Source organism: Arthrobacter sp. R1-13 (assembly GCF_054161475.1).
In genome coordinates, this window is record NZ_CP096420.1 from 865923 (window position 1) to 890860 (window position 24938).

Below are 24938 nucleotides of genomic sequence, written 5' to 3' on the forward strand. Positions count from 1 at the left end.
CCGGCACGGTCCGGCATGAGGTACGGCTGACGGACGCAAGATACTGAGCTCGAGGAGCTGAGCTGGATGACGGATCTGATCGATACAACCGAGATGTATCTTCGGACGATTTTGGAGCTTGAAGAAGAAAACATTGTGGCGCTTCGTGCCCGCATTGCAGAGCGACTGCGTCATTCGGGGCCCACTGTCTCGCAGACCATTGGGAGGATGGAGCGGGACGGGCTTGTGGTTGTTTCGGGTGACCGCCACCTGGAGCTGACGGAAACAGGCCGGAAACGCGCCACTGAGGTCATGCGCAAGCATCGCCTGGCCGAGCGCCTCCTCGCCGATGTGATCGGTCTGGACTGGGCATACGTCCACGATGAAGCATGCCGCTGGGAGCATGTAATGAGTGAGCGGGTGGAACGTCGGATCTACGAAATGCTCGACCATCCAACGGAGTCCCCATACGGGAACCCCATCCCCGGGCTCGCTGCACTGGGCGGGGAAGCCTCGCAGCCCCTCAGCGACGGCGCAGTTAATCTCCTGGTGGCAATGTCGGCTTACCGGGTCAACTCCAATGTCCGGATCAGCAGGCTTGCCGAACCGATCCAGGTGGAGCCCGAACTCCTCGTTCAGTTGGACGAAGGTGGCATCCGGCCCGGGGCAACCATTTCGCTGGAGCGAGTGGGCGAATACATCTCAGTGCGCGTGCCGGACATCGAAGGTGCGCTGGAACTTCCGCCCGAAGTTGCGGCTCACGTGTTTGTTACGGTCAGCTGACCGTCCCTCATCAGCGGCCGCCCGGGACAGTGTGCGTGGAGCAGACCAAATATAACGAAATTATTACTGCGCCATTTAATCGCCTATAGTTGAGCACTAGCGCCGATACTAAAGCGTTACCTGATCTGAAGCCGAGCTCTGCCAGCAGATCAGGTGCACGAGTCACCTACTGGCAGAGGTGGAGGAACCACAACCGGCTGTTGAGAAACAGCCTTGGGGTGAAGTCCGCCAGCAGCAAGCACACCAACGAAGGGTCCCTCTTAGGGTTCCTCTGTGCCGGAAAGCTTGCGTGGCGGACCGGATCTTTGCACTCTCTGATCCGAATCCGACAGCTAACTTCGCAGGCTATCCAGAGAGGAAGACCTTTGACCACCCAGAACGCCAGGGGCCGTCGCCGTGCGACCGGTCCTGCTTTGGAGCTGCAAGTATCCGAAGCTGTCGCCGCCGCTGGCCGTCCCCGGGACCCGCACCGGGATGCACGCCGCAAACGCAGCCCTTTTCGTCAGGTCACAGAATTCGCCGGCGCCAGCGGTGTAGGGCAAAAGGCAGGCATCGCCCTGGCAGCCACAGGCTTGATCCTCACAGTCACGGTTCCGGCCACAAGCCCCCTGGCAGCCACCGGCGGCGTCGGCTCGACGGGTGCTGCCCTTTCCGCCTCTGTCCAGCCTGAAGTCTCCGCAGCTGCGGGCGCAAAGGTTGATTTCAGCCGCACCACCGTTTCCACCACCGGTGATCCCGACGGCAAGCTCAAGCAACTCCTCAGCGCACAGTCCGCCGGCAGCGTCAGCCGGGCAGCGTCTGCCGGAAGCCTTGGGGCCCCACTGGATTCGCTCATAACTGCCTCCCCCTTCGGCTACCGCGTCAGCCCCATCACCGGCGGCTACGGAGAATTCCACCGCGGCCAGGACTTCGCTGCCCAGTGCGGTACCGCCGTCCATGCAGCAGCCAGCGGCACGGTCACTTTTGCCGGCTGGCATCCCTTCGGAGGCGGAAACCGCGTGGTCATCGATCACGGTAACGGGCTCGAAACCACGTACAACCACTTGTCCTCGTCCGATGTCCAGGTGGGCCAGACAGTAACCCGGGGCGACACTGTGGCCCTGAGCGGGACCACAGGCGCGTCAACCGGCTGCCACCTCCACTTCGAAGTAATGGTCAACGGCGAAGTTGTCGACCCCATGGGCTGGCTCTGATTTAGATGATGGATTACTCTCACATTTCTGTGACATGCCGTGACCTGAATGTGACATTCAATCCAAAGTCCTGTACCGTCTAAACCACGCCAACTTTTCCGAAGTTGGCGCTCTTGAGTGGATTGCCTAACTCTGCCACCGCTCAAGGTCCGTTCGCATTACATCGTCTGGCAGAGGCGGGGGAACCAATTTTGGTCTTCGAAAGAAGACCTTGGGGTTAAGTCGCGAAGCTTCTCACGAAGCCAAGTGGCCGGGTGACTCCCATCCGAATCCGACAGCTCACCTCGTAGGCATTGGGAGAGGCTACTTTCGTGTCTTCACGCCACAATGCTGCGCGCCACCGTGCTCAATCGGTGCGCATGAACCCCTTGGGTTCCGTATCTAAAGCCGTTGCTAACAACGCGGGAACCGTTGGTCGCCAAGCTGCTGTCATTGCAGCTGCTTCAGGGCTCATTCTTGCTGCCGGCCTGCCAGCCAGTGCGGCGGAGGGCAATCCTGGAGTTGCCGCCACCGCGGAATCAGGCTCACAGTCCACTCAGATCGCGGTAACCGCGGAGCCGACCGCCAAGGTCGTTTTTGAGCGTCCGTCCGTGACCACCGAAGCAGCGCCGAAGATCGAGACTGTCCAGGCACAGTCCGAGGAACCGGCAATCGAGCTGACTGCCACCACCGACAAGCCGGCCGCCTCGTCAGCGGCTGCATCGGGCCTGGCAGCAATCGCCTACACCGGCATCGGCAGCCCCTACTTGTGGGGCGGCACCACTCCCAGCGGCTGGGACTGCTCAGGCTTTACCCAGTGGGTCTACGCCCAGGCCGGCATCAGCATCCCCCGTACGAATGCCTGGACGTCCATGACGCCCACTTCCACTCCCGCCCCCGGTGACCTGGTCATGCAAAACGGCGGTGCCCACGTTGGTATCTACGTTGGCAACGGCATGATGATCAGCGCGCTGAACCCCTCGCAGGGCACCATCCTGCACGCGGTGTCTGCAACAGGCACCTCCTCGTTTTACACCCTTCGCTAAGTAACCCGTTCGGGGCGTTCCGGCCTACCCCCAAGATGCCGGAACGTCCATAGCCCACGGCCTGCCCAGCGCGGTCCGAGGAATACGAAAGAGAGAAAATTAATGACTACACGTGCAACCATTGCACGGCACCGCGCCGAGGTCACCAAGACCAACTCGCTGGCTGTCATTGCCAAGTCCGTCGGCGATAACGCCGGTGGTGTGGGCCGTCAGGCTGCGGTTATCGCTGCTGCCTCCGGCCTGGTCCTGACCAGTGGAATTGCCGCCAACGCGGCAGACACGAGCGTTCAGCGCGAATCCACCTCTGCGTCCACCCTCGAAGTGAAGTCGGCCACCCCGGCGACAATTTCAGCCGCTTCCACGATTGCTATCTCGTACGAGAAGCCTGCTGTCTCCACGACGCCGGCTCCGGTCGTCGAAGCACCCAAGCCTGTCGTCGAGGTGCAGGAAGCCGCCCCGGCAGCTCCCGCCGCTGCCGCTACGGCAACGGTCGCTGCTACCGCTCCCGCACCCGCAGCTTCAAGTGGCATGGGCGCTTCAATCGCCGCTGCCGCCTACGCCCAGCTCGGCGTTGCCCAGGACTGCACCATGCTGGCAACCAACTCCCTGGCTGCCGTCGGCATCAACTACCACGGCTGGCCGGCAGGTTACCTGTCCCTCGGCCGCACGGTCAGCGCTGCCGAAGCTCAGCCCGGTGACCTTGCTTACTACGAGAACGGCGGAATGGGCATGGCCCACATCGCGGTCTACGTCGGCAACGGCCAGGCAGTCCACGGTGGCTGGAACGGCGGAACCACCGCCCTGTTCAGCGTCAACGTCGGCTCCGGCCCGGTCTTCATCCGCGTAGGCGGCTAATACCGGCTCCAAGCAAACAGCAGCCCATCCTGGCTCTGGACCCATACGGTCTGGAACTGCCGCCAGGAGAAACTTCTCGGAAGGACCCCCGTCTTAGGACGGGGGTCTTTCTGCTTTTTTCACGACGACGTTGCCCATCGCCCAAGGATTCTGAGACGGAGCGTAATCGGAATTGCGGCTCGCCGCAAAGGCTGGATTCGGCAATTCGGGCATTCAGTGTTTACTCTGGTGATGTCGATCCTTAGCCCGGACATGCCGAGGGCAGCCGGCCCTCGTGCCCCTGACGGGTGCGGCCGTGAAGAGGTATGCGCATGCGCACACTCGTTCTGAATGCTGGATATGAACCGCTGGCGGTAGTCACCTTCCGCCGGGCGCTGGTGCTTGTGCTCGCTGGAAAAGCCAGCGTGGTGGCCGAGGGCGACGATCCCGTCGTCGGGCCACAGGAGATCCTGGGCCGACCGTCCGTGATCCTGCTCAACCGCTATATCCGGCCAAGGTACAACACTGCGACGGCAGTGAGCCGGCGGGGCGTGCTGCGCCGCGACGGACACCGCTGCGCATACTGCGGCAAGGCAGCCCACACCATTGACCACGTCCACCCAAAATCCAGGGGTGGCGCGCATTCGTGGGACAACCTTGTGGCCGCCTGTCTGCGTTGTAACAACGCCAAGGGAGACCACACCCCATCCGAGATGGGCTGGAAGCTGAGGTTTTCCCCCGCGCCTCCGGTAGGCACCATCTGGCAGATCAAAGAACTTGAGAAGCCCACGCCCGAATGGGATCCCTTCCTCCTCCCTGAATCCGCCGCGTAGGGAGTTCACGAGCCCGCGGGCAGAGTTGCGTTCTGGCCGCACCGGCCGCTTAGGCTTATCTTGTGGAACCAATGTCTGCGGCCTTTGATGCCCTGATCCTGGCCGGAGGCCGTTCCTCTCGTCTGGGCGGAGTGCCCAAATCCGGGTTGATGTACGACGGCGAAACCCTCCTTGTGCGTGCGATTGCAGCCGCGCAAGGAGCGGCTAAGACGGTGGTAGTGGGCCCGGACCCCGGAGGGCTGCCAGCAGGGGTCCTCGCCGTGAGGGAGGACCCGCCGTATTCGGGTCCGGCGTCGGCGATTGCCGCAGGGGTGGCAGCGCTGGCCGAAGGGCGTACCGGCAGGCCGTCACCGCTGACACTGATTCTGGCGTGCGACATGCCCCGCTCCGCCGTCGCGGTAGGTGTGCTCCGGCAAAACCTTGGCTTTTCCGCTGCTGCCGCCAACCCGGATTCCGGCAGCGACGGAGTGATGGCGGTGAGCCCGCAAGGCAGGAAACAGCCTCTGGCCGGGCTCTACCGGACGAATTCACTGCAACGCGCCGTCGACGAGGCCCGTTTGCGGGGCGGACTCAGCGACGCCTCCGTTTTCTCGCTCCTTGCTAGGCTTGACGTGAGGTTGGTTACCGTTCCTGCCGGGTCCACGGACGACGTGGACACGTGGGACGATGCCGCCGCATTAGGGGTGTCCAACCGGGAGCAGTAAAGGCCCGCATTGGTTGTGGCGTCCGCAACGGCAGGTGAATTTGGAGGCACTTCGTGAAAAGCCAGGACGAGACGCTGGAAGAGTGGTGCCGGGCGTTGCTTCAGGCCTTCGAACTGGAGAACGTCGAAGTGGACATCAACGAAGTGCTCGCCGTGGCCGGAGTAGCGGCCCACTCCATCGTGCGACCCGCTGCCCCGCTGACCACGTTCATTGCCGGTTTTGCCGCCGGCCTGGCATCGGGTTCCGGGCAGGCCAACGATGCCCATTCGATGCAGGCCGCCCTGGGCGTGGCCCGCACCGTGGCCAAGGACTACGCGGGCGAGCCGCCGGCAAACACTGGAGTTCCCAGCGCATGACAACGGGTCTTCCGGAGGCCGAAGGGGAAAGTCCCTCTGACCACTCCCAGCCCCGCACAGAGAAAGAATCGCCCGACGACGGCGTCGACACGCCTCCCCAGCACCTTGCCCACACCTGGCAAGAGGCCAGGCAGGCCTCCTTCAACTGCGCCAGCCCCATTCCGGCCGGGCCAGTCAGGCTAGCCGATGCCATTGGCAGGACATTGGCAACAGACATTGTGGCGCTGCAGGACATCCCCCACTACGCGTCCTCGGCTATGGACGGCTGGGCGGTGAATGGCACGGGACCGTGGATCCTCTCCGAACCGGGACAGCGATTGGCTCCCCATGAGGCCAGCCCCATTGTGACCGGGGGCCTTGTCCCGCCCGGCGCAAAAGCGGTGTTACGGAGTGAGAGCGGAGTTCTGACAACTGACGTGGACGGCCTTCCGGTCCTTGCTGTAGGCGGGAGCGCATGTCCAGGTGAGCCCCGGAATGGCCAGCACATCCGCAGGGCAGGGGAGGAGGCCATGAACGGGGAGACGCTTGTCCGGAGCGGCACGGTTTTGAACCCCGCCCACATTGCGCTTGCCGCCCTTGCCGGCCATGACACCGTCGAAGTTCTGGGCAAACCAGTGGTAAAGCTGCTCCTGACAGGCGCGGAGGTGGTCAGTGACGGCTTGCCTGCGCCGGGGCAGGTTCGGGATACGTTCGGACCGCAACTGGCCTCCGTCGTGGCCATGCTGGGGGGAATCTGCGCGTCCCAGGCCAGGATCGGGGACGGCTATGCCGATTGGCGCGCGGGCCTGGAAGACAGCGTTCCTGAACCGGACGGCGGCCTGCCTGCAGCGGAGAGCCTGCCGGCCCCGGAAAGCCTCCCGGCCGACGTCGTCATCACCACCGGAGGCACAGGACGCAGCGGCACCGACCATCTCCGGCAGGCAGTTGCCGACCTGGGCGGACGGCTCCTGATTGATGGAGTGGCCATGCGGCCCGGCCACCCGGTGGTGCTTGCCGAGTTGCCTGACGGCAGGTTCGTACTGGGGTTGCCGGGAAATCCGTTGGCAGCGATGCTGGCCCTGTCCACCGTGGGGGCACCCCTTCTGGCTGCCCTTGGACACCAGCCGATGCCGCCCGTCAGTGAAGTACCAAGCGGGACGACCATCGAGCCTGACCCCGGGCGGACCCGGCTGATGCCTTACCGGTTGCTCTATGGCATGGCGTCGCCGGCGAAGCATGCGGGACCGGGCATGATGCGCGGACTTGCCTCGGCTGACGGCGTGCTGGTGGTGCCGCCTCACGGGGTGCAACTCGGGGAGCTGGTTCCCGCTTTCGCCCTGCCCTGGGGATCAGGCGTTGCCGCCCCGGGATCCGGTGCCGACGCGGGAGCCGGGAAGACAGCGGGGAAAAAGCCCGGCAAAAGGACTGCAAGGAAAGGCGCAGCGGCGGATGGTCCTGTGGACTGGAGTGCACTCCTGGATTGACCGTTTTCCTTGTGAACAGCGCTCGTTTCCTTGTGAACAGCGCTCGCTGGCATAGCCCGCCCGCGCTTGCAATGATGGAGACATGAACGAAAGCCAGGGTTAACCCATGGGACGCATGAGCGTACGCCGCAAGATCCGCAAGTTCGTGATGGACGGCTCTCCGGGCGCAATCGACTTTCCGGTCCGGCACAAAGAGGACGTCCTGGCCGTCGAGGAGCCTCTGGAGATCAGGCTCGGAACTCTCTCCTTCTCCGTAACTATGAGGACACCGGGGAATGATTTTGACCTCGTGGCCGGATTCCTCGTCTCCGAGGGTGTCATCTGGGATCCGGATCAGCTCCTCTCCTTGAGGTTTTGCGCCGGCGAGGACGAGGACGGGGTGCAGACTTTCAACGTAGTGGAGGCACAGTTGCGGCCTGACGTAGCAGTTCCCGAAACCGGGAGGAACGTCTACACATCAAGTTCCTGCGGCATTTGCGGCACAGACTCAATCGAAGCCGTACGGAAATCGTCCCGGTTCAGCCCGGCGGCAGACGCCACGCCGATACCGCTCGCCACCCTCACTTCCCTTCCCGAGAGGCTTCGCGCGGCCCAGTCATTGTTTGACGCCACGGGGGGAGTCCATGCTGCAGGCCTCTTCCGGATACAGGAGGACGGCGAGGCTGAACTCCTCTGCCTCAGGGAAGACGTAGGGCGCCACAACGCTGTGGATAAAGTGGTGGGCTGGGCATTGCGGGAGCGGCTCCTGCCCCTCGCCGGCACCGTACTACAGGTCTCAGGACGGGCCTCCTTTGAGCTTGTCCAGAAGGCCTGGCTTGCGGGAATTCCGGCTCTGGCTGCGGTCAGCGCTCCGTCCAGCCTTGCTGTGGAACTGGCTGAAGCAAGCGGAATGACGCTGGTGGGTTTCAGCCGGGCAACCAGCCTTAACGTTTACGCGGGGGAGCACAGGATCACGGTTCCAACGCCGCTGGCAGGATAGGATCCGGGCTTGGTGTTACCCTTTCCGACAAGAAGATTTCATCCATCGAATGGAAACAGTCTTCTGCCAGGGAGGATGACTGGACCGCGCGAACGCTGATTGTGACGGCCCAGCCAGAGACTTTGCCAGCAGCTACCCGGATACGAGCCTAAAGAGGAATCACGTGCACGACGACCGCCGGATCACGGAAGTGCGTCTCGACCGCTTTATGCGCGAACGTATCAGTGCTGCCGTATATACCCGCACCACAGAACTGTCCCTGAGCAGCTGGGATGTTCCTGACGAGCCCGTTCCGGTCATGGAAGCCCTCCGGCAGGAGTTCCTGCCCCAGGAGCACGGAGCCCCCTGGGGAAAGCCGTGGAGTACAAAATGGCTTCGGCTGCAGGGTGAGGTGCCGGATTCCTGGGGTACGCTGCCGGACACAACGGTGGAAATCGTCGTCGACCTCGGATTCACCACGGAACTTCCCGGCTTCCAGTGTGAGGGGATCGCCTGGCGTCCCGACGGCACCATCATTAAGGCCATTTCGCCGCGGAACCAATACGTTCCGCTGAAGCTCCTGGGCAGTGGCATGGCGATTGATTTCTACGTGGAAGCCGCCGCCAACCCCGACGTGGCCCAGGGCTGGACTTTTGCGCCCTCTCCCTATGGCGACAAGGTAACCGCAGGAACTGAGCCCCAGTACAGGCTCGGCACCATCGCCATCGCTGAGTTGAACCAGACCGTTTGGGAGCTTCAGCAGGATGTCTGGACGCTCCATGGGCTGATGCACGAACTCCCGATGGAGCTTCCGCGCCGCCACGAGATTCTCCGGGCCCTTGAGCGGATGATGGACGTCATGGACCCCGAGGACATCGCCGGTACTGCTGCTGCGGGCCGTAAGGCGCTGGCCGCCGTTCTGGCCCGGCCGGCCTACGCGTCCTCCCACCGGCTCGTTGCTACAGGTCACGCCCACATCGATTCAGCCTGGCTGTGGCCCGTCCGGGAAACTATCCGCAAATGCGCCAGGACGTTCTCAAATGTTGTGGCGCTGATGGACGAATACCCTGACTTTGTGTTCTCCTGCTCGTCGGCCCAGCAAATGGCCTGGATAAAAGAGTATTACCCCGAGCTTTTCGGCCGTATCCGGGAGAAAGTCGCGTCCGGACAGTTCGTCCCCGTTGGGGGAATGTGGGTCGAATCGGACACAAACATGCCCGGCGGAGAGGCCATGGCGCGCCAGTTCATTGAGGGCAAGAGCTTCTTTTTGAAGGAGTTCGGCGTGGACTCCCAGGAGGCATGGCTTCCTGATTCGTTCGGCTACTCGGCTGCCCTTCCGCAGATCGTGAAAGCGGCCGGAAGCCGGTGGTTCCTGACGCAGAAGATTTCCTGGAACCAGGTGAACAGGATGCCGCACCACACGTTCCAGTGGGAAGGAATCGACGGTACCCGCCTCTTTACGCACTTCCCGCCGGTTGACACCTACAACTCGGAACTGAGTGGGCGGGACCTTGCCCATGCCGAACGGAACTACCGGGACCACGGGCGCGGCACCGTTTCCCTCGTTCCCTTCGGTTATGGCGACGGCGGAGGCGGACCGACGCGTGAAATGGTCGCAGCGGCTCACCGGACGGCTGATCTGGAGGGCTCGCCGCGGGTCCGCATCGGGACCCCCCAAAGCTTTTTTGCCGAAGCCGAAGCAGAGTACAGCCCCTTGCCCGTCTGGATGGGCGAAATGTACCTGGAGCTGCATCGGGGCACCTACACCAGCCAGGCCAAGACCAAACTGGGCAACCGCCGCAGCGAGCATTTGCTGAGGGAAGCGGAGTTGTGGTGTGCAACCGCCGCCGTGCGCACCGGCGGCGGCTTTGACTATCCCCAGGCCGAACTGAAACGGCTCTGGCAGTTGGTTCTTTTGCACCAGTTTCACGACATCCTGCCCGGCAGTTCGATCGCCTGGGTCCATCAGGATGCCGAGCGGAACTACGCGGCCGTCATGGAAAGCCTCGACGCCATCATCGGAGATGCAGCTGCTGCCCTGCTGGGGGAAGGCGATCAAAAGTTCCTCCTGAATGCCGCGCCTCATGAACGCAATGGGGTCCCGGCGCTCGCCGCAGCGGAACCAGTGCGCTCAGAGACTCCGGTGACAGTGACGGAAAAAGCAGGAGGGTACGTCCTGGATAACGGCGTCATCCGAGCGGTAGTGGATGGCAACGGACTCCTGACCTCACTCATGGATTACTCGAGCGGACGCGAAGCGATAGCACCCGGCCAGTTCGGCAACCATCTGGAACTCCACCGCGATACTCCCAACGAATGGGATGCCTGGGACATCGATGAGTTCTACCGGCGCAACGTCACCTCACTGCAGGAGGCGCGGTCTGTGACGCTCGAACGAGGCGGCTGGGACGCCGTCGTCGTCGTGGAGCGGCTGGCCGGCTCATCAGCGGTGACCCAGCGGATCTCCCTGGAGGCGGGAGCCGACTCCCTGACCATTTCAACTGCCGTTGACTGGCAGGAGAGCCAAAAGCTGCTTAAGCTCGGATTCGCGCTGGATGTGCGGGCCGACCGCTCTGCGTCCGAGACGCAGTTCGGCCATGTGTTCCGTCCGACCCACCTCAACACATCGTGGGAGACCGCCAAATTCGAAATCTGCGCCCACCGGTGGATCCACGTGGCCGAACCCGGTTACGGCGTGGCGATCTCGAATTCCTCCACGTACGGCCATGACGTGACCCGGAGTGTAAGGAACGACGGCGGCACCACCACCACCGTTCGCCTCTCGCTGCTCCGGGCTGCGAAGTTTCCTGATCCTGCAGCCGACCGGGGGGTGCATGAGCTCACAGTCAGCATCCGTCCGGGAGCGACGATAGCGGACGCAGTCGAAGAGGGCTACCGCACGAACTTGGCCCCGCGGATCGTCAGGGGCGGGCAGCCTGTGGAGGCGTTGTTTTCGGTCTTCAACCAGGCGCTGGTAATTGAGGCCGTCAAACTCGCAGAAGACGGCTCCGGGGATGTGATTGTCAGGCTCTATGAATCACTGGGGGAACGGTCCGCTGGCCTGATTACAGCCAACTTCCCGGTTGCGTCGGTGCACTCCGTTGACCTGCTGGAACGTCCGGTTGATGCCCCTGGCGTCAGCGCCGGCAATGATTCTGCTGAGTTGACACTGCGGCCGTTCCAGTTGGTGACGCTGAGGTTCGTGCGGTAGCGGACGCTCTCTACCTCGACGAGGCGGTTAAATAGGCTGAGTGGGGGCGGTCCCCAACAGCCCGCCACCACTCATCCCCCCAACATTGCTTACACCGAGCGGGCATCGAGCACATTATCCCTACCCCCGACGCCGCTACAAGGTGTTCACACATTCATGATTCTCTCATGTTCTAATGATTTTGTGAAAGTCCCTGTAATTACTTTTCGGTAAATGACCTCAGTGACGGCTTGGTCCGCCTCAGCAGGACCCTGCCGATCCAAATGCTGGCCAGTCCGGCCATGAGGGCCAGGACGGCCGTGTAGTTGATGACCGGCTGGAGGAATCCAAGGGAGGCCGGGATGACGGGGAACAGCATGCCCAGCATCAGTGCAACGAATCCAAGGGACAGCAGGGCCGCCCCGAAGCGAACGGCGCCCGGGAGTGACTGGGTCACAGCCCTAAGCGTCACTGGCAACAGGCATGCCGCTACATACGCCGGATAGAGCCGACCGGCAGCAGCGTAAAGCCCGATAAGCAGGCCGTTTTCCGGGCTCCTGCCGGGAAGGGCTGCCAGTCCGGTAGAGGAACCGGCTGTGTCTGCGAGGAGAAAAAGAACAACGGTGGCAAGCATGATGAGGCCAAGAACGCCCGCACCAACAGGCCCGGTAAGGCGGCGCAGGGCCCGGGAGTCATCGAATGCCTTGGCCGCGCCCCGTCCAGCAAGAAAGACGGTCACATAGATGATGAACCGGAGAACCAGGTTGGCGTAGTTTTCGGAACCCAGCCAGAAATCCACGGCCATGTACGGCTCGTCGATGCTCAGGAGGATCGCCAGCGTAGCAAGGACAAAGATGGCGAACAGGGAGCGGTTACGGCCACGGAGGGCGCTGGGTATCCGGGCCAGAGCCAGAGCACTACATACCGCCAGCGTGGACCACTGCAGGATTTCGATCATCCGAGGTTCTCCCAAATTTTTTCTGTTCGCTCATGGTCCTGTTCCTGGCGGCGCAGTGTCCTGCCGATGGCTTGCAGCCGGTCTCCCGCCAAGGAAGCGAGTTCCCCGTCAGACAAACCGGCCAAAGCGCGTTGCCGTGCTTCAGGGGCCCACCCTGCCTCCTCTTCGGTGATGAGGCCGGTTGCGACCAAACCGCTCGTTGGAGCCACACCCGCTGCCACGGCAGTTGCAATTGCCAGCTCCGGGGTCAGCCGGTTGGCTGTCAGCTGGGCAGAATAATTTTGGGGGGCGATACCTGTAGCGGCTGAGACCCGGTGCCTCAACTCGCCGTCGTCGATTGCGTCCACCCAGTTCCTCACCGAGGTTGCGTGAGGTGCGGGGATGAGCGGCGGCTGTGGCACCGGCGGCGATCCCGGATCGTCCGGGATCGAACGTGCAATTACCGCATGCAGCAGATCAGTCGTGGCGATCTGGCTGACCAGCTCCTCCGGCCTCGGTGGTGATTGTTCCTTGCGCAGGTCTGCGAACGTGTCAAAGACGGCAAGTGCAGTCACGGGGTTGATGCCGACGGCGCGGCTGACGCTGACGAGGGTTGATTCGGCCACTTTGCCACGAACCAGTTGCTGCGCCAAGGTGGTGCGCTTGATGCCCGATAGGCGGCTGATATCGGCCATGCTCGCCGATGGTGCAACTCCTTGGAGCCATCGTTGGAAAGCCTTGGCGGGGACTGGCATGGACGGCTTCCTGCATTGGGAGGAGTGCCCGGCTTTGCGCCGGCGGGATGTATCAACTATGCTAGATGGTCGAACCCGTTGGTCCGTACACCCCCCAAGTCCGGATCAACGGGTTCTTCTACGTCCGGATGTTTTTCCGCTGTTTGGCGCGGTGAGAGGATGGACCAATGACTGCAACCCTTGTTGCCAAAGACCTTTCCGGCGGTCACGATCACCGCACTCTTTTCTCAAACCTTTCCCTCACAGTGTCACCGGGCGATGTTGTAGGAGTAGTTGGAGCCAACGGAGCCGGAAAATCAACGTTGCTTCGCCTTCTGGCCGGTGTGGATCAGCCGCAGGACGGCACCGTCAGCCTGGCGCCGTCGGATGCCTTTGTGGGCTGGCTGCCTCAGGAGCATGAACGGATCGCCGGCGAGACCGTCGGCGGCTACATTGCACGCCGTACGGGTTGCGCGCAGGCCACTGCCGCCATGGAGTCGACGGCCGAAGCCCTGGGATCCGGAGCGCCGGGATCCGAGGATGCCTACTCGCTGGCCTTTGACCGGTGGATGGCTTCGGGGGCAGCGGACCTGGAGGAGCGTATCGCTCCGGTCCTGGCCGATCTCGGCCTCGAAACCGGCACCGATGCCCTTATGACGGGTCTCTCCGGCGGCCAGGCAGCACGGGTGGCACTGGCTGCTCTGCTGCTCAGCCGTTTCGACGTCGTCCTCCTTGACGAGCCCACCAACGACCTGGACCTTCAGGGACTGGCAAAGCTTGAGGCGTTTGTGCAGGGCCTTCGTGGCGGTGTGGTCCTGGTCTCCCACGACCGTGAATTCCTGGCCCGTTGTGTCACCACCATCGTCGAGCTGGACCTTGCCCAGAATTCCGTTTCCGTCTACGACGGCGGCTATGAGGCATTCCTTGAGGAGCGCGCCGTCGCAAGGCGGCACGCCCGGGAGCGCTATGAGGAGTTTGAGTCCACCAAAGCCGACCTGGTGTCGCGCGCCCGTACGCAACGGGAGTGGAGCTCCCAGGGTGTCCGGAACGCCATGAAGAAAAGCCCGGACAATGACAAGATCAGGCGCGCAGCCAGCACCGAATCATCGGAAAAGCAGGCCCAGAAAGTGCGCCAAATGGAATCGCGCATCGCCAGGCTGGATGAAGTGGAGGAGCCCCGCAAGGAATGGCAGCTCCAGTTCAGCATCGGGCAGGCTCCCCGCTCCAGCTCCGTAGTGGCTACGCTGCGGGACGCTGTGGTGCGGCAGGGGGAGTTCACCTTGGGTCCCGTGAACCTGCAGCTCAATGCGGGGGAGCGGATCGGGATAACCGGCCCGAACGGCGCCGGAAAGTCCACCCTTTTGAGGCTCCTGCTGGGGTCGCAGCAACCCGTTGAGGGTACAGCGTCAATGGGTGCCTCGGTGGCCATCGGTGAGATTGACCAGGCCCGTGGCCTCCTTGCCGGAAACCTGACGCTCTCCTCCGCAGTGGAGGCTGTGCTTACTGACATGACGCAGGCCGAGGTCCGAACACTGTTGGCCAAGTTCGGGCTGAAAGCGGATCATACGTCCAGGCCTGTCGACTCACTGTCCCCTGGCGAGCGGACCAGGGCTGCGCTCGCCCTGCTCCAGGCGCGGGGAGTCAATCTGCTGGTCCTTGACGAACCCACCAACCACTTGGATCTTCCCGCCATCGAGCAGTTGGAGGAGGCCCTGGAAAGCTACGACGGGGCTCTTCTGCTGGTCACCCACGACAGGCGCCTGCTCGAAAATGTCCGTCTCGATGTCAGATGGCACGTCCTCGCCGGAACGGTCACGGAATCGTCCGGGAGCGGTTTTGTTGAAAGCGCGAAAGACCGTTCCGCCGCTAGGACCGGGCGTAACCGATGAGCATGGACGGGGTGGCCTGGAGCTCCCTCTACAAGATCAGCCGGGCCTCAGGCGGCTCCAGATCGTTCTCCAAGGAGACGCTTAAGCGGGTCTTCGGCTTTGCCCTCCCGCACCGTCGGAAGCTGTTTGTCTTCGTGCTGCTTTCGATCGTCATGGCGGTCCTGGCTGTGGCGACTCCGCTCCTTGCGGGCCAGGTGGTGGATGCGATCATCGCTGGAGTTGAGGCTTCAGTAGTGATCTGGCTCGCTGTGCTGATTGCCGCCGTCGCGGTGGCGGAAGCGGGCATCGGCCTGCTGACACGCTGGCTCTCCTCCACCATTGGCGAGGGCGTGATCGTTGACCTTCGCACTAGGGTGTTTGACCACGTCCAGAAAATGCCCATAGCGTTTTTCACCAGGACGCGGACCGGGGCGCTGGTGAGCCGGCTCAACAACGATGTGATCGGGGCGCAGGCGGCCTTCGCCGGAACCCTCTCGGGGGTGGTCAGCAACGTGGTGGCGCTTCTGCTGACCCTCGTAGTGATGCTGGAGAAATCCTGGCTGGTGACAGTGCTGGCCATGGTCCTGCTGCCTATCTTCCTCATCCCGGCCCGCCGGATGGGGTCGAAGCTGGCGGACCTTCGACGCGAAGCCGCCGAGCACAATGCGGCCATGGGCACGCAGATGACCGAACGGTTCTCGGCTCCCGGTGCCACCCTCGTGAAGCTCTTCGGGCGCCCGGATGAAGAATCCCGGGAATTCGCGGTCCGCGCCGGCCGGGTCAGGGATATCGGCGTCCGCACAGCCATGCTTCAGTTCACGTTCGTGACCGCACTGACACTCGTCTCCGCCTTGGCGCTCGCTTTGGTGTACGGGCTGGGTGGCTGGCTGGCGCTCGGCGGCCAGCTGGCCGCGGGCGACGTCGTGGTGCTGGCATTGCTGCTGACACGGCTTTACGCGCCCCTGACCGCCCTTTCCAATGCGCGCGTCGAGATCATGAGTGCACTGGTCAGCTTCGAACGCGTGTTTGAAATACTGGACCTCAAGCCCCTCATCCAGCAGAAACCCGACGCCGTCGAGGTACCACCGGGACCGGTGGCCGTGGAGTTCGACGACGTCCGCTTCGCCTACCCATCCGCGGACAAAGTATCGCTGGCTTCCCTCGAGGACGTGTCCACCCTGGACACCCGGGGTGGGGAGGAAGTGCTGCACGGCATCAACTTCCGGGTGGAGCCTGGCCAGACAGTAGCACTCGTAGGATCTTCGGGAGCAGGTAAGTCCACCATCGCCCAGCTGCTCGCCAGGCTGTACGACGTCGATTCCGGCGCCGTGCGCCTCGGTGGCACCCTGCCCGGCACCGGAGTAGACGTCCGCGACGTCACTTTCGACTCGATGCGGGCGACATTGGGAATGGTGACCCAGGACGGGCACCTTTTCCACGAAAGCATCGCCTCCAACCTACGCCTTGCCCGGCCCGAGGCCACAGAAGACGACATGTGGGACGTGCTGCGCCGGGCGCGGCTGGAGTACATGATCAGGTCCCTCCCGGACGGACTGGACACGGTTGTGGGGGAGCGCGGATACCGGCTCTCCGGCGGCGAACGGCAGCGTCTGACCATTGCCCGCCTGCTCATTGCACAGCCGCGGGTGGTGATTTTGGATGAGGCTACAGCTGCCTTGGACTCCACCAACGAGGCAGCAGTCCAGGCTGCGTTGGGGGCTGCGCTGGAGGGGCGCACCGCCGTCGTGATTGCCCACCGCCTGTCCACCATCCGTGCAGCGGACATGATTCTTGTTGTGGAGGAAGGCCGAATCGTGGAACGCGGGACGCATACCGAGTTGCTTTCAGCCGATGGCCGCTATGCCGAGCTCTATCACACGCAGTTCGCAGAGGCCCACGCCGTTGCCGAAGAGGCCGTTCCCGAGCTCTAGGTTGTCCCGGACAGGGCCGGCAGGATGTGGTCTGTGAGCAGCGGAGCCAGATCCCGCGGAAGCTCGGCGGTGAGATCCAGCCAGCGGATCTCAGCAATTTCTGCTGAGGGGTGGGCCGACCAGACGCCGGGAGCGGTGTACACAGTAGCCTCGATGTCCGTGGCGGCCTCATTCGCAGCCGCTGCGATCCAGACCCCCATGAGCCGAAGATGCTCCGGCGGGACGGCGATCCCTACCTCCTCGAGGAGCTCACGGGAAGCAGCCTGCGCCGCAGTTTCGCCCTGTTCAGGCTTGCCGCCGGGATGCATGAACTTGTCGGTGCCCCGCTTGCGGACCGTGAGCAGGCGCCCGGCGTCGTCGAAGACACAGACGGCGGAAACCACGATGCGCGGTGTCATCGCCCGCCTCCGGCGCCTGGCACGACGGCGCGGCGCAGCACCGATTCCAGCAAGAGGTTCTTCGCGGGACCGCTGACGTCCCAGCTGTAGCGGTATTCGTCCCGGCTGACCAGCGAGTATTTCACTCGATAGGTATCGGGATCGCACCAATGGAGTTCGGAGTCATCAGCGGGGAGGAAACTCATCCGGTGGAAGGGGCGTCCGTCCGGAAAGAAAACGTCAAGGGTGTCGGGCCTGTCAGAGGTGTGCAGAACATACTCACGTTGCGCAGGGCCGGTGAAGGGTTCGCCGCCAGGAGCTGCCCAGTGCACCGTTCCTTCTTCGCGAAAGCGGAGGGCGCCGTCGTCCGTTTCACTAAAAATGGCGACGCCGGTGAACGTACCGCGGGTGTCCGCGGACCGATCCCACAGGGTACGGTCCACCGACCAAGAGCCAACAAGATACGCGCGCAGGTCTACAGCGGAAGCGGCGTCCGGCGTGTGCGAATTCAAGTGCCCTCGATTGGAATCGAACCAACGACACCGGCTTTAGGAGAGCCGTGCTCTATCCACTGAGCTACGAGGGCGGGCGTCCGAACCGGCCGGCACGAGGCCATCCTGTTCGGGCACGGTTACAAGCATACAAGGTGCTGGCGCGTACTACGCTCTTGGCATGAGTTCTGCCCCGTTGCCAGCCACCGCCCTTGTCTATATTCCTGATACAGCCTCGACGCGGACGTACATCGGAGCCTGGTCCGTTCTCAGTGTTCTTCAGTATTTTGCGGCTGAATCGGCCGTCATCGGTGCCTGGGCAGGCCCGCAGCCGTATGACCGCCGAACGGGTTTTATCAGCGATCTGGGCGCGGTGACCTGCGGAATCTTCGATGGTCGGGCTGTGTGCTCTCCGCTGCACCTCCTCATGAACGCTTCATTCTTTGTCCAAGGGCTTGGCATTCTGCTGGGCGCGCTGCTGCTCAGTTCAGGATTGCTGTGCGTTGCAGCCAGGCCGGGCGTGCGAGCACTGCCGGGCGAGAAACCCTGGCATGCAGCCATAGTGGTCCGGCTCTTCATGGCGACAGCGGGGGCCGGAACAATGCTGGTGGGGCTGGTTCCGGAGGACGTTGGATCTCCGCTGCATTTTGCCGGGGCGCTGATGTTTTTCATCGCGGGTGCCTTGGGACTGGCTACCCTTGGTGCCATCTGGGTCAACAAGACACCGCTGGCATGGTTCATCCTCGGCTGCGGAGTGGTGTCCCTGTCTGCCCTCGTGGTGGGTGGCATCACCCGGATGGACGTCCCGGAGCCAGGTACCCTGGAGCGGCTGATGGGCTATCCGGTGACCACTGGCATTGCAGCGGCGGGCTTGGTGATCGCCCAGCGGGTCCACAAAGAGCGCAAGATCCGGAAAGCAGCGCGGATCCAGGCTCAGTAAGCGGGGACCCTTCTATCGGTGTTTCCGGGGCTTCCGTCCCAGGAAAGACGCAACCGCGCCGCCCAGCAGGCTCAGCAAAAAGAGCACCCAGCCGGCAACGGTGAGCGTGGAGGCAAGCGCAACAGCACCGGCGTCGGGCGTTGACATCGCCATCATGGAATCGATGGCCGCATTGCCCCACAAACGGACAGCGACGAAGAGAAGGGGGATGGCCCAGAGAGCCCAGCGGAGCGGCTTTCGGGCAACGTTCGTGCCGATCAGCAGGAGCCAGGTAAAGCCGAAAATGAGGGGAAACAGGATTCCAGCCGTCTTGTGCAGGTAGTTGAGCTGTCCCACGGCATCCGCATCCATGGCTTGGCGCAACTGCTCGACGTACGAGGCATCAAAGCCGCCGAACAGGGAATCCGGCATAGCCAGCCCGCCCGAAAGCTGGGTCAGCTGATCGAGGGTAAGCAGGTGCAGATACCAAAAGAGGAAGAGGCTGGCTACCAAACCGGCAATAAGGATCAGATTGCTGTTGTTCTGCGCCTTCTGGGGGCTACGCGCCGTGCTTGGGTTGATCACAGCAGGAAGATGGTGCTGAGGGATCTCAGCCTTGGTTCCATGCTTTTTGATCCGCTGTGCGGGTGTTTTGGCCATGGCTCCATTATTGCCCGTGCCGATAGGCTGGGACGCGTGACCGAACTTGGAAGACACAAACTTGGCAAGCACAGCGCCGCGGAACTTTCCGCGTCCATGGACGACTACCAGCTGGCAGAAGCACTGGTCAGGGAAGCCGGAACCCTCGCCCTGATGATGCGCCAGGGAGGGCTGGAAGGCCAGCGTAAAACGTCGATTTCCGACGTCGTCACGGCAGCAGACCACGCAGCTGAAGCCTACGTGCTGGAGCAGCTGCAGCGCTGCCGCCCCGAGGACGGAATCCTGGGGGAGGAGGGTACTTCAATCGCCGGGAGCAGCGGACGGACCTGGGTGATCGACCCCGTGGACGGCACTTACAACTTCCTCCACGGTTCGACGTATTGGTGCTCCGCTATCGCTTTGAAAGACGCGTCCGGGGTGGTGCTGGGCGCGATCTTCCAGCCGGAGGAGGACAAACTGTGGCTTGGCGGGCTTGCCCGGACCGCAACGTTGAACGGTGAACGCCTTTCCACCTTTCATTCCAACGGCGCAGGGCGCTCCGGCACTCCCTTGGCGGAACTTGGCGCAGCCACGTACATCCACCCCGGCTGGCTGGCGGACCCCATGTGCGCGATGCCGTGGCACGCTGCTGCCACGTCCGCTGCCGCCCTTCGAATGCTCGGCTCCGGCTCCTGCGACCTGGGCCGCGTGGCTGACGGGCAACTGGGGTGCTGGTTCCAGCACAGCTGCCCCGAGTGGGACTGGCTCCCGGGGAAAGCGATCGTCCGGGCCGCTGGCGGCTCCGCGGATACGGTTCGGGTCAACGGGCTGGACTGGTTTATGGCCGGAGGGCAGACGGCTGTCCGCGAGCTCCGTGAGGCGTTGTTGTCCGGTTCGGTCGGATAAGAACCCCGGTCTGAGATCAGAGCCGGGAACCGGAGCCTGAACTGGAGTGATTCGGGCCTGGATTGCCTGTGCGAACTTGCTGTCGGCCCCACCGCCTAGACTTGTACCCATCATGGATATGTTGTTTGACCCGTACGCGGACGGTCCTTTCAAAGCTGCCTCCCATCCGGCTGCACTGACTAAAGTGCGCGCCGGCAGCGGTGGCTCGGCGCCTGAAAATGGCGGCGGCAATGAACCTGAAACGGACAGCGGAAGCCACCTTTCAACGGAGAAAACCTCACGGGAGGGCAGGCCCAGGAACCCTGACGCCGCCGAACTTCTCCACGGGCTCAACCCGCAGCAGGAAGAGGCTGTTAAGCACTCGGGCAGTGCCCTTTTGATCGTTGCGGGCGCGGGCTCCGGCAAGACACGCGTTCTCAGCAACCGGATCGCCTACCTTATCGCCACCCGCCGTGCCCATCACGGGGAGATCCTGGCCATTACCTTCACCAACAAGGCGGCCGCGGAAATGCGTGAACGCATTGAGGCGTTGGTGGGCGGCAGGGCCAAGACCATGTGGATTTCCACCTTCCACTCCTCCTGTGTGCGGATTTTGCGCCGTGAAGCACCCAACGTCGGCCTGAAATCCAACTTCTCCATCTACGACTCCGCCGACTCGCTCCGGCTCATCACCCTGGTGTCCAAAGGGCTGGACCTGGATCCCAAGCGCTTCGCTCCCAAGGCCATCCAGCACAAGATCTCCGCCCTCAAGAATGAGCTCATCGACGCTGACTCCTACGCGTCCAGCGCCAACTACAACGACCCCTTCGAACAGGCCGTTGCGGAGGTATTCAAGGGCTATACGCAACGTCTGCGCCAGGCGAACGCCATGGACTTCGACGACCTCATTGCCGAGACCGTTTACATGTTCCGCGCCTTCCCGGCGTTAGCCGAGTCATACCGGCGGCGATTCCGGCATGTCCTGGTGGACGAATACCAGGACACGAACCACGCCCAGTATGCCTTGGTGAGGGAAATCGTGGGAGAGGGAGAAGGGGCAGCCGAGCTCACCGTGGTGGGTGATTCCGACCAGTCCATTTATGCCTTCCGCGGCGCGGATATCCGCAACATCGTCGAGTTTGAGAACGATTACCCGGATGCCCGCACCATCAAGCTGGAACAGAACTACCGCTCCACCCAGAACATCCTCAATGCCGCGAACTCGGTCATTTCCCGCAATCCCAACAGGCCTGAGAAGAGGCTTTGGACGGCAGAGGGCGACGGCGAGAAGATCATCGGCTACGTGGGTGAGAACGAACACGACGAAGCCCAGTTCATCGCCAAGGAAATCGACCGTCTGCAGGACGAGGACAACCTCCGTCCCGGCGACGTCGCCATTTTCTACCGCACCAACGCGCAGTCCCGCTCCATAGAAGATGTTCTGGTCCGGGTCGGGCTGCCCTACAAGGTGGTCGGCGGCACCCGGTTCTACGAACGCAAGGAAATCAAGGACGCGCTCGCTTACCTGCGGGTCCTGGTTAACCCGGACGACGACGTCAACCTTCGCCGTGTGCTCAACGAACCCAAGCGCGGTATCGGCGACCGCGCCGAGGGTGCAGTGGCAGCGCTGGCCACGCGCGAACGGATGTCCTTCATGGCTGCGGCCAGGCGCGCCGAGGAAGCCCCGGGCATGGCCACACGGTCCGTTAACGCAGTGCTTGGGTTCGTGAAACTGCTCGATGACCTCTCAGTAGTTGCAGCAGGTTCCGGCGCCGCCGCAGCCCTGGAAGCTGTCCTCGAGCAGACCGGTTACCTGGCCGGACTGCGTTCCAGCACTGACCCGCAGGACGAGTCCCGCGTGGAGAACCTCGCGGAACTGGTCGCCGTCGTACGGGAATATGAACGTGACAACCCCGAAGGTTCCCTCGAGGCATTTCTGGAGCAGGTTTCGCTGGTTGCCGACGCTGACCAGATTCCCGACGCTCCGGGAGCCGACATCGACGCCGCCGTGGCCGAAGCAAAGCGGCTTGGGGTGGTTACATTGATGACCCTTCACACCGCAAAGGGATTGGAGTTCCCGGTGGTTTTCCTCACCGGTATGGAACACGGGCTGTTCCCGCACCAGCGCTCCGCCACTGATCCCAAGGAACTTGCCGAGGAGCGCAGGCTGGCGTACGTAGGCCTGACCCGGGCCCGGAAGCGCCTGTACGTGACCCGTTCGGAGGTCCGCAGCATGTGGGGCCAGAGCCAGTACAACCCGGCCAGCCAGTTCATCGAGGAAATCCCGGCCGAACTCGTGGAATGGCGACGGGAAGGTTCCATCCGCCAGTCCGGAGGCTGGGGGAGCGGTGCCCCCATCGGTTCCAGCCGCTACGGTGGATCATTCTGGGGAGCGGGGACATCGCGGGGTGCGGCAGCCAGCCCAACTGCCGGCTTCAACGCCGACGTTCCGGCCGCCGTCGCCAAGAACAGGGTGCAACCCCAAAAGGAAGTTGTTGCCGTCAGCGTCGGGGACAAAGTCAATCACACGAGTTTCGGCAACGGAACGGTGCTCGCCGTGGAAGGCGCCGGGGACAAGACCGTAGCGAAGGTGAAGTTCGACGTGGGTGAGAAGCGGCTCCTGCTGCGGTACGCGCCCCTGACCAAGCTGGACGCCTGACCGTCTTTCCAAGGGCATTGTGGGGGAGTGCCAACAGGCATACAGTCAGCTGAGGAACGCTAGGGGGCAATGGTGTGAAGATTCTGCTGGCCAGCCAGGCAATCGCGGGGCACTTCAATCCCATGACGGGAATCGCCAAACGCCTGAAAGACGGCGGGCACGACGTCGGCTTTTACACTGGCAAAGTGTTCGCGGGGAAGCTGGCTGACCTCGGCGTCCGGCACTTCCCTTTTGACCGGGCCATTGAGCACACGGCTGACAACCTTAATGAGCTTTATCCGCAGCGGGCCAAGCTCAAAGGACCGGCAGCCATCCGCTTCGACGCAGAGCGGATCTTTGCCAGCAACGCTTCGAGATTCTTTGAGGATATCCGGGACGTCCAGAAGGAATTTCCATTCGATACCGTCGTCATGGACGGTTCCATGTTCATCCAGCGGCTCGTCGGCACCTTGCTGGGCAAGCCTGTCGTCAGCTTCGTCGCGGTGGGAAACATGGAAAGCGACCCACTCGTCCCTCCTCTGTTTTTCGGCTTCTCACCCGCAAAAACACTTCCCCAGAAAATGCTTCAGGCCGCCGCAAGACTCGCGTCAACCCAAATCGTCCTCCGGCCCGCGTGGATAAGTTATGTCCGGCAGCTGAAACACTACGGGCTCTCAAGCCGTAAAGGACTTTTAGCCGACGAGACATACCGATGGTCTGATGCCGTGATTCAAACCGGAACTGCTTCCCTTGATTTCCCCCGCAGAAACGTCAATCCCAAAGTCCGGTACGTCGGTGCGCTTCTGCCCTACGGGGTGGCGGGGGATGGTTCCGAAGCAACCATCCCCGCTGGGCGCTACGCCCATACCGCCGTGGCAACGCAGGGAACCGTGGACAACAAGGACCCCAATAAGCTGATGATTCCTGCGATAGAGGCGCTGAAGGACCGGGACGTCGTGATTGTTGTGGCCACCGGAGGCGTGGGAACAGCGGAGCTCAGGCAACGCTATCCGCTGAGCAATGTGGTGGTGGAAGACTTCGTTGATTTCGACCAGATCTTTCCGTTAGCTGACGTCTTTATCACCAATGGGGGCTTTGGGGGAGTGCTGCTGAGTCTGTCCCATGGTGTGCCGGTGGTGGCTGCCGGGATCAACGAGGGCAAGAGCGACGTCAACGCGAGGTTGGAGTACGCGGGGGCGGGTATCAACCTGAAGACTGAGTCTCCCACTCCGTCGGCGATAGCAAAAGCGGTAGATGCCATACTCACCGACTCGGGGTGGAAGTCCCGTGCCCGCGCCATTCAGGAGCAGTTCGAGGCAGAGGACGGGGCTGGTGGGGCTGTAGAGGTCATCGAAGAAGTTGTCCGCTCAGCCGGCAAGGCCAGTTCACCGCACCCCTAGTCCTCTCTCCATCAACAGGCACAGTCTGCTCACGGGCATAATGGGTGCCATGCGACGGACGTTTTTGGGGATACTGGCCGCCTTCCTGCTCTTGGCTGCCACCGGCTGCAGCTTTCAGGAGAAGGATCCGAACTACGTCCCCCCGCCGCCACTGACTGCCCTTGAACAACTGAAACAGGCTCCGCTGGCAGACCCTGCACCCTTTTCCTCGGGCGGGGACGCCGTCAGTTTCATCACTGCTGACGGGAACGCCGCGTGCTCCCTGACCTCTGCGAAGGGGGAACACATCAATCTGCCCTATGAGCAGAACGGCTACGGTGACAGCGCCAACAACAAGTTCCCCACCGTGCCCGTAGCCCATTGCGAACTGGCTGTTTATCCCAAACCTGAGCCAGCTGACGTGAAGGATGACTGCGCCGGTACGGGAGTGGGATACCTGGGCGGGGTTGCATTGCTCACACCGGAGAAGGCAGGGTACGGCGAGTGCCGCTCCGGCGTGACCCAGCTGGAATCCGAAGCCGGCCCCAAGGGCACAGGAAGCGGCCCGATCTCACAGCTTCCTGTTCTGGCTGACGGCCAGAATATTGAGCGCAACGGTTTGCGCTGCTCTGCCTACAACGGCGGTGTTGCCTGCGGTAACGTCTCCGCAGGGGTCGCTTTCTTCGTTTCGCGGGACCGTTACGAACTTATTTTTGACAGCGGTAAAACAGCTTCACCAAGCCCCTCGGAAGCCGGAAAAACGCCGTAATCCCGCACTTTTTCTACGTTCCATAGAATAGTGTCCTTACTCACTTAACCGGT

The 24938-nt window shown here is 62.7% G+C and carries 22 protein-coding genes, 1 tRNA gene and 2 riboswitches; of the genes, 17 read left to right on the top strand and 6 right to left on the bottom strand.

The features are described from left to right. Positions 1 to 66 precede the first annotated feature (66 nt). The 10 genes from M1D88_RS04205 to M1D88_RS04250 all read left to right on the top strand — a co-directional run bounded on the left by M1D88_RS04205 (position 67) and on the right by M1D88_RS04250 (position 11339). Positions 67 to 762, top strand: a complete 696-nt coding sequence (locus M1D88_RS04205; protein WP_458113330.1) for a metal-dependent transcriptional regulator — start codon at positions 67 to 69, stop codon at positions 760 to 762. Between the two features lie 122 nt (positions 763 to 884). Further along, a riboswitch (cyclic di-AMP (ydaO/yuaA leader) is annotated at positions 885 to 1124 on the top strand. Between the two features lie 3 nt (positions 1125 to 1127). Beyond that, entirely contained in the window at positions 1128 to 1955 is an 828-nt protein-coding gene (locus M1D88_RS04210) for a M23 family metallopeptidase (protein ID WP_458113331.1), read from the top strand. Positions 1956 to 2084: 129 nt separating this feature from the next. Then, a riboswitch (cyclic di-AMP (ydaO/yuaA leader) is annotated at positions 2085 to 2262 on the top strand. A 4-nt stretch (positions 2263 to 2266) separates the two neighbouring features. Continuing rightward, on the top strand, positions 2267 to 2980 hold the full coding sequence (locus M1D88_RS04215) for a C40 family peptidase (RefSeq protein ID WP_458113332.1): 714 nt from the start codon (positions 2267 to 2269) through the stop codon (positions 2978 to 2980). Between the two features lie 102 nt (positions 2981 to 3082). Next, entirely contained in the window at positions 3083 to 3835 is a 753-nt protein-coding gene (locus M1D88_RS04220; protein ID WP_458113333.1) for an NlpC/P60 family protein, read from the top strand. 311 nt (positions 3836 to 4146) lie between these two features. Continuing rightward, positions 4147 to 4647, top strand: a complete 501-nt coding sequence (locus M1D88_RS04225) for an HNH endonuclease (protein ID WP_247048426.1) — start codon at positions 4147 to 4149, stop codon at positions 4645 to 4647. Positions 4648 to 4718: 71 nt separating this feature from the next. Further along, a complete protein-coding gene (gene mobA, locus M1D88_RS04230) occupies positions 4719 to 5351 on the top strand; it encodes a molybdenum cofactor guanylyltransferase (RefSeq protein ID WP_458114422.1) in 633 nt (210 codons plus the stop codon). Between the two features lie 53 nt (positions 5352 to 5404). Next, positions 5405 to 5707: a DUF6457 domain-containing protein gene (locus M1D88_RS04235; RefSeq protein ID WP_458113334.1), complete on the top strand. Its 303-nt coding sequence runs from the start codon at positions 5405 to 5407 to the stop codon at positions 5705 to 5707. Continuing rightward, positions 5704 to 7170, top strand: a complete 1467-nt coding sequence (locus tag M1D88_RS04240) for a molybdopterin molybdotransferase MoeA (RefSeq protein WP_458113335.1) — start codon at positions 5704 to 5706, stop codon at positions 7168 to 7170. Before M1D88_RS04235 ends, M1D88_RS04240 begins: the two co-directional genes overlap by 4 nt. Before the next feature lie 106 nt (positions 7171 to 7276). Then, complete coding sequence (fdhD, locus tag M1D88_RS04245; protein WP_458113336.1) at positions 7277 to 8149, top strand: formate dehydrogenase accessory sulfurtransferase FdhD; 873 nt, start codon at positions 7277 to 7279, stop codon at positions 8147 to 8149. 163 nt (positions 8150 to 8312) lie between these two features. Further along, a complete protein-coding gene (locus tag M1D88_RS04250; protein WP_458113337.1) occupies positions 8313 to 11339 on the top strand; it encodes an alpha-mannosidase in 3027 nt (1008 codons plus the stop codon). Positions 11340 to 11538: 199 nt separating this feature from the next. Here the strand turns inward: M1D88_RS04250 and M1D88_RS04255 are convergent, their stop codons facing one another. Both M1D88_RS04255 and M1D88_RS04260 read right to left on the bottom strand, forming a co-directional pair. Then, positions 11539 to 12276 carry a hypothetical protein gene (locus M1D88_RS04255; protein ID WP_458113338.1) on the bottom strand — a complete coding sequence of 246 codons (738 nt, stop codon included), beginning with the start codon at positions 12274 to 12276 and terminating at the stop codon, positions 11539 to 11541. Continuing rightward, the gene (locus M1D88_RS04260; protein ID WP_458113339.1) at positions 12273 to 13010 is read right to left on the bottom strand and encodes a hypothetical protein; all 738 of its coding nucleotides are present in this window, start codon (positions 13008 to 13010) and stop codon (positions 12273 to 12275) included. Before M1D88_RS04260 ends, M1D88_RS04255 begins: the two co-directional genes overlap by 4 nt. 167 nt (positions 13011 to 13177) lie before the next feature. Here M1D88_RS04260 and M1D88_RS04265 point away from each other — a divergent pair, with 167 nt between their 5' ends. Further along, entirely contained in the window at positions 13178 to 14878 is a 1701-nt protein-coding gene (locus tag M1D88_RS04265) for an ABC-F family ATP-binding cassette domain-containing protein (RefSeq protein WP_458113340.1), read from the top strand. Further along, positions 14875 to 16788, top strand: coding sequence for an ABC transporter ATP-binding protein (locus tag M1D88_RS04270; protein ID WP_458113341.1), 1914 nt, complete (start codon positions 14875 to 14877; stop codon positions 16786 to 16788). The genes M1D88_RS04265 and M1D88_RS04270 overlap by 4 nt, the downstream gene beginning before the upstream one ends. On the opposite strand, the gene M1D88_RS04275 is transcribed toward M1D88_RS04270, so the two are convergent. The 3 genes from M1D88_RS04275 to M1D88_RS04285 all read right to left on the bottom strand — a co-directional run bounded on the left by M1D88_RS04275 (position 16785) and on the right by M1D88_RS04285 (position 17751). Then, a complete protein-coding gene (locus M1D88_RS04275) occupies positions 16785 to 17186 on the bottom strand; it encodes an NUDIX hydrolase (RefSeq protein WP_458113342.1) in 402 nt (133 codons plus the stop codon). The two genes, M1D88_RS04270 and M1D88_RS04275, sit on opposite strands and share 4 nt — an antisense overlap. Then, on the bottom strand, positions 17183 to 17677 hold the full coding sequence (locus tag M1D88_RS04280) for a DUF6314 family protein (RefSeq protein ID WP_458113343.1): 495 nt from the start codon (positions 17675 to 17677) through the stop codon (positions 17183 to 17185). The genes M1D88_RS04275 and M1D88_RS04280 overlap by 4 nt, the downstream gene beginning before the upstream one ends. A 1-nt stretch (position 17678) precedes the next feature. Then, positions 17679 to 17751 (bottom strand) — tRNA-Arg (locus M1D88_RS04285). Between the two features lie 86 nt (positions 17752 to 17837). Between M1D88_RS04285 and M1D88_RS04290 the strand changes: the two genes are divergently transcribed. Beyond that, positions 17838 to 18596, top strand: a complete 759-nt coding sequence (locus tag M1D88_RS04290; RefSeq protein ID WP_458113344.1) for a hypothetical protein — start codon at positions 17838 to 17840, stop codon at positions 18594 to 18596. A gap of 12 nt (positions 18597 to 18608) precedes the next feature. Here the strand turns inward: M1D88_RS04290 and M1D88_RS04295 are convergent, their stop codons facing one another. Further along, a complete protein-coding gene (locus M1D88_RS04295) occupies positions 18609 to 19235 on the bottom strand; it encodes a hypothetical protein (protein ID WP_458113345.1) in 627 nt (208 codons plus the stop codon). A 96-nt stretch (positions 19236 to 19331) separates the two neighbouring features. Here M1D88_RS04295 and M1D88_RS04300 point away from each other — a divergent pair, with 96 nt between their 5' ends. From M1D88_RS04300 to M1D88_RS04315, 4 genes are all read left to right on the top strand, one after another. Then, complete coding sequence (locus tag M1D88_RS04300) at positions 19332 to 20120, top strand: inositol monophosphatase family protein (RefSeq protein WP_458114423.1); 789 nt, start codon at positions 19332 to 19334, stop codon at positions 20118 to 20120. Between the two features lie 118 nt (positions 20121 to 20238). Next, entirely contained in the window at positions 20239 to 22758 is a 2520-nt protein-coding gene (pcrA, locus tag M1D88_RS04305; RefSeq protein WP_458114424.1) for a DNA helicase PcrA, read from the top strand. 74 nt (positions 22759 to 22832) lie between these two features. After that, positions 22833 to 24137, top strand: coding sequence for a glycosyltransferase (locus M1D88_RS04310; protein ID WP_458113346.1), 1305 nt, complete (start codon positions 22833 to 22835; stop codon positions 24135 to 24137). Positions 24138 to 24177: 40 nt separating this feature from the next. Further along, positions 24178 to 24885, top strand: coding sequence for a hypothetical protein (locus M1D88_RS04315; RefSeq protein WP_458113347.1), 708 nt, complete (start codon positions 24178 to 24180; stop codon positions 24883 to 24885). Positions 24886 to 24938 lie beyond the last annotated feature (53 nt).

Coding starts and splice junctions, on each gene's coding strand:
- M1D88_RS04205 (WP_458113330.1), top strand. CDS start 67: ATGACGGATCTGATCGATACAACCGAGATGTATCTTCGGACGATTTTG.
- M1D88_RS04220 (WP_458113333.1), top strand. CDS start 3,083: ATGACTACACGTGCAACCATTGCACGGCACCGCGCCGAGGTCACCAAG.
- M1D88_RS04225 (WP_247048426.1), top strand. CDS start 4,147: ATGCGCACACTCGTTCTGAATGCTGGATATGAACCGCTGGCGGTAGTC.
- mobA (WP_458114422.1), top strand. CDS start 4,719: ATGTCTGCGGCCTTTGATGCCCTGATCCTGGCCGGAGGCCGTTCCTCT.
- M1D88_RS04240 (WP_458113335.1), top strand. CDS start 5,704: ATGACAACGGGTCTTCCGGAGGCCGAAGGGGAAAGTCCCTCTGACCAC.
- fdhD (WP_458113336.1), top strand. CDS start 7,277: ATGGGACGCATGAGCGTACGCCGCAAGATCCGCAAGTTCGTGATGGAC.
- M1D88_RS04255 (WP_458113338.1), bottom strand. CDS start 12,276: ATGATCGAAATCCTGCAGTGGTCCACGCTGGCGGTATGTAGTGCTCTG.
- M1D88_RS04260 (WP_458113339.1), bottom strand. CDS start 13,010: ATGCCAGTCCCCGCCAAGGCTTTCCAACGATGGCTCCAAGGAGTTGCA.
- M1D88_RS04265 (WP_458113340.1), top strand. CDS start 13,178: ATGACTGCAACCCTTGTTGCCAAAGACCTTTCCGGCGGTCACGATCAC.
- M1D88_RS04270 (WP_458113341.1), top strand. CDS start 14,875: ATGAGCATGGACGGGGTGGCCTGGAGCTCCCTCTACAAGATCAGCCGG.
- M1D88_RS04275 (WP_458113342.1), bottom strand. CDS start 17,186: ATGACACCGCGCATCGTGGTTTCCGCCGTCTGTGTCTTCGACGACGCC.
- M1D88_RS04290 (WP_458113344.1), top strand. CDS start 17,838: ATGAGTTCTGCCCCGTTGCCAGCCACCGCCCTTGTCTATATTCCTGAT.
- M1D88_RS04295 (WP_458113345.1), bottom strand. CDS start 19,235: ATGGCCAAAACACCCGCACAGCGGATCAAAAAGCATGGAACCAAGGCT.
- M1D88_RS04300 (WP_458114423.1), top strand. CDS start 19,332: ATGGACGACTACCAGCTGGCAGAAGCACTGGTCAGGGAAGCCGGAACC.
- pcrA (WP_458114424.1), top strand. CDS start 20,239: ATGTTGTTTGACCCGTACGCGGACGGTCCTTTCAAAGCTGCCTCCCAT.
- M1D88_RS04315 (WP_458113347.1), top strand. CDS start 24,178: ATGGGTGCCATGCGACGGACGTTTTTGGGGATACTGGCCGCCTTCCTG.